The sequence below is a fragment of the Streptomyces sp. MBT53 genome (assembly GCF_016654115.1).
In the GTDB taxonomy this organism is placed as follows: Bacteria; Actinomycetota; Actinomycetes; order Streptomycetales; family Streptomycetaceae; genus Streptomyces.
In genome coordinates this window covers 1-3,872 of record NZ_JAEQAZ010000365.1, presented here as the reverse complement: position 1 = coordinate 3,872, position 3,872 = coordinate 1, and the positions used below count along the sequence as shown (strand labels likewise).

Annotated in this window: 3 protein-coding genes and 1 tRNA gene; 2 read left to right on the top strand and 2 right to left on the bottom strand. The window is 71.6% G+C overall.

Annotated elements, in window-relative coordinates:
• Positions 1-292 precede the first annotated feature (292 nt).
• The gene (locus JHN45_RS50930) at positions 293-910 is read left to right on the top strand and encodes a response regulator transcription factor (RefSeq protein WP_200717646.1); all 618 of its coding nucleotides are present in this window, start codon (positions 293-295) and stop codon (positions 908-910) included.
• 23 nt (positions 911-933) lie between these two features.
• A tRNA-Gly gene (locus JHN45_RS50925) sits at positions 934-1,006 on the top strand.
• A 54-nt stretch (positions 1,007-1,060) separates the two neighbouring features.
• On the opposite strand, the gene JHN45_RS50920 is transcribed toward JHN45_RS50925, so the two are convergent.
• Both JHN45_RS50920 and JHN45_RS50915 read right to left on the bottom strand, forming a co-directional pair.
• Entirely contained in the window at positions 1,061-1,960 is a 900-nt protein-coding gene (locus tag JHN45_RS50920; RefSeq protein WP_201056284.1) for a phosphoribosylaminoimidazolesuccinocarboxamide synthase, read from the bottom strand.
• A gap of 91 nt (positions 1,961-2,051) precedes the next feature.
• Entirely contained in the window at positions 2,052-3,584 is a 1,533-nt protein-coding gene (locus tag JHN45_RS50915) for a N,N-dimethylformamidase beta subunit family domain-containing protein (protein ID WP_201056283.1), read from the bottom strand.
• Between the last annotated feature and the right edge of the window lie 288 nt (positions 3,585-3,872).

The window sequence follows — 3,872 nt, the reverse complement described above, 5'->3', positions numbered from 1 at the left end:
TCGTGAGCGGAATCGCCGGGCGGCCGACGGCGCCCACAACTGGAGGCGAGGGCTGTGGACGGCGACCGGTTCCGGGCGAGGGCGACGGTGCCGCTGCCCGCGGAGGCGGGAGGTTCCGCATCGTGAGCGGAATCGCCGGGCGGCCGGCAGCGCACGCGAGCGGAGTCACGGCCGGCCCGCTGTCCGCCGCGGGCCGGGGCGACATCCGTCCGCCATCCGCCGTGCGCGGAGTCACCACACGCCTGACCGCACACCCGCTGCCCGCCGCCACCCCAGTCACCGGAGTCGTGTCATGACCGTCGACGTCGTACGGCTGCTGCTTGCCGATGATGAGCATCTGATCCGGGGGGCGCTGGCCGCGTTGCTCGGGCTTGAGGACGATCTGTTGGTGGTCGCGGAGGCGGCGACCGGGCCCGAGGCGTTGGCCATGGCGCGGGCGCACCGGCCCGATGTGGCCGTGCTGGATCTGCAGATGCCGGGGGCCGACGGTGTGAAGGTCGCCACATCTCTGCGGGCCGAACTGCCTGATTGTCAGGTTCTGATCGTCACCGGGCACGGTCGGCCGGGCCATCTGAAGCGGGCGCTCGCGGCCGGCGTGCGGGGGTTCGTGCCGAAGACGGTCAGTGCGCAGCGGCTCGCGGAGATCATTCGCACCGTGCATGCCGGACAGCGGTACGTCGACCCGGAGTTGGCCGCCGACGCCATCTCCGCCGGGGACTCGCCGCTGACCGCGCGCGAGGCCGAGGTTCTGGAACTCGCCGCCGACGGTGCGCCGGTCGCGGAGATCGCCGAACGGGCCGCGCTGTCCCAAGGGACCGTACGGAACTATCTCTCCTCGGCCGCCTCGAAACTCGGTGCCGAGAACCGTCATACGGCAGTGCGTCTCGCACGCGAGCGAGGTTGGGTATAGTTGCTCTCGCGCCACGGCGCAGCGCGGACGTAGCTCAGTTGGTAGAGCGCAACCTTGCCAAGGTTGAGGTCGCCAGTTCGAACCTGGTCGTCCGCTCCGAACAAGAACCCCGGTCCGGGTGGACCGGGGTTTTTGCGTATCCGCTGCCCGCTAGCTCCAGCTCTGGCCCGTCAGGCGCTCGTACGCCTCGATGTACTTCGCCCGCGTCGCGTCCACGACCTGCTGCGGCAGCGGCGGCGGAGGCTGCTCGCTCCTGCGGTCCCAGCCGGACTCCGGCCCGGTCAGCCAGTCGCGCACGAACTGCTTGTCGTACGACGGCTGCGCGCGGCCCGGCTCCCACTCCTCGGCCGGCCAGAACCGGGAGGAGTCCGGGGTGAGCACCTCGTCGGCGGCGATCAGCGTCTCGCCCTCGAAGCCGAACTCGAACTTGGTGTCCGCGAGGATGACGCCCCGGTCGCGCGCGATGTCCCGGGCCCGGCCGTAGACGGCGAGCGTCGCCTGCCGCAGCTGCGCGGCGGTGTCCGCGCCGACCTGCCGGGCGACCTCCTCGTACGACACGTTCTCGTCGTGCTCCCCTACGGCGGCCTTCGTGGCCGGGGTGAAGATCGGGGCCGGAAGTTCGCTGCCGTCGACCAGGCCCTCGGGGAGGGCGAGGCCACAGACCGTGCGGGACGCGTTGTACTCCAGCAGGCCGGAGCCGGTGAGGTAGCCGCGGGCCACGCACTCCACCGGGACCATGCGGAGGGACTTGCAGACGAGGGTGCGGCCGGCCCAGTCGGCGGGGGCGCCGGGCGGGAGGTCAGTGCCGAGGACGTGGTTGGGGATCAGGTCGGCGAGCTGGTCGAACCACCAGAGGGAGAGCTGGGTGAGGACACGGCCCTTGTCCGGGATCTCGGTGGGCAGTACCCAGTCGTACGCGGACATGCGGTCGCTGGCGACCATCACGAGCTCGCCCGCCTCGTTCTGGTACAGCTCCCGCACCTTGCCGGTGTGGAGGTGCGTCAGGCCCGGGACCTGGAGCGGCTCGGGCTTTTCTACGAATCCGGACACGGTTCCTCCAGTGGGTCTCTCCAACTGGCTCGATTGTCCCGTATGCGAGGCCGCCTCCGGACAGGGGGTGAGGTGACCTCGCGAGCGGGGTTCAGTCGTGCTTGCAGATGCGGTCCAGGAGGTTGGCGGTGGCGCGCTGGACGCGGGCGTCGACGTGGCCGGGGCGGTCCAGGGCCGGTGACCAGGCGAAGGTGCCGGAGGCGAAGACGAGGGAGCCGGAGGGCGCCCGGTAGAGGGACGTCTCCTGGTGGCGGAGGGCGCCCTCGCTGTCCGTGTACGGGGAGTGGGCGAGCAGGATGCGCTCGTCGTGCGGGGGGAGCTGGGTGCGCGGGAAGTACCGGTCGGCCTCGCCCGCGACCAGGCCCTCGATGCCCTCGCCCTCGGCGGTGCCGGTCGCCTCCCACAGCCAGTGGTCGGCGTTGCGCACGATCAGGGGATGCGGCTCGGGGACCCGGCCCGCGTACTGGATCCCCACCAACTGCTGCTCGGGGCGGTCGACTTCGCGCCACAGCACCGGGCGGCCGGGGCCGCGGCGCTTGCGGCAGGTGAGCAGCCGGTCGGGGACGCCGGACGGCGAAGGGGCCAACTCCACTTGCCAGTACATGGTGTTGGCGGAGAGGAAGACGAGGGACGTGCCGTGCTCGCGGGCCAGTTCGACGGTACGGCGCATGGGGGTCGACCAGTACTCGTCGTGGCCCGGGAAGACCAGCCCCCGGTAACGGGTGGGGTCCACGCGGCCCGAGTGCAGGTCGCGGGCGTCGGCGTAGGCGAGGTCGTAGCCGTAGCGCTCGGCCCAGCGGATGAAGTCGTAGGCGTGGCCCACGTGCAGGGGCAGGCCCGCGCCCGCGTACGGGCGGTCGAAGGAGACGGTCGTCGCGGCCTCGGACTCGCCGAGCAGCCGGCCGTCGGCGTCCCACGCGTGGTAGAGGCTCGCGCCGGTGTGGCCGTCCTCCGGGTAGAGGTTGTACGCCTGCCAGGTGATGTCGGGCAGCAGGAGGAGCAGGTCGGCGGGGTGGTTGTCGCGGACCGTGAAGGGGATGTGGGAGCGGTAGCCGTCGGCGGTGGTGAGGACGGCCACGTAGGCGCCGATGCTCCAGTAGCTCGGGATCTGCAGCCGCCAGGACAGCCACCAGTGATGGCAGGAGACCGTGCGGTCGGCGGTGAGCGGCGGGGGCTGGACGATGCCGGAGAGGCGGGGGCTGGTGGTGATCTTGGCGGCGCCGTCACCGCCGTAGTGGCCGATGCGGTAGATGTCGACGCCGAACTCCTGGGGCGGGTCGACGGTGACGTGGAAGTCGAGGGCCTCGCCGGGGGCGACCGCGCTCGCGTTGGTGAACCCCTTGATCTGGCGGCGCACGTCGTCGGCGGAGCGCGGGCCGCCGCCGGACGCGGAGGCGCGCGGGGCGGGGACCTTGGGGGTGTTCCTGCCGGAGGTGTTCCTGCCGGGTGCGTGCGCCGGGGGCTGGGCGGGGGCCGGGTCCACGTACCAGGGGACCACGTGACCGGTGTCGTCGAAGTAGGTCTCGCTGCCGCGGAGCCAGGGGACGGGGCCCTGTCCGAAGGGGTCCGTCACGGCGTGCGCCAGCGCTCCCGACTCCCAGCGGCGGATCTGCTCCGACCCCATGTCGCTCCCCTCCCTCGTGCCCCCGTGGTCGTTCTTCGCCCAACTGTCGTATGCCGCAAGCCTTTGCCAGGCACCGGACGGCGTACGGGATCGGCCCCAGCACATCACATTAAGCACTCACTCTGTCACTGGTCGTTGCGAATTGACCAAAAGTGGAGCTCGGGGTTCCGATACGCGTGAAGCGTGTGAGGGGTGGCGGACCGCGACCTCAGACGAGGCGTACCGGCTTCTCCGGGCGTATGCCCAGGTCGATCAGCCAGGCCCGCAGCGGGCCTGGCTGATCGACCT

Bases quoted from the DNA above. Each gene is read 5' to 3' on its own strand.
- JHN45_RS50930 (WP_200717646.1), top strand. From the start codon at position 293: ATGACCGTCGACGTCGTACGGCTGCTGCTTGCCGATGATGAGCATCTG.
- JHN45_RS50915 (WP_201056283.1), bottom strand. From the start codon at position 3,584: ATGGGGTCGGAGCAGATCCGCCGCTGGGAGTCGGGAGCGCTGGCGCAC.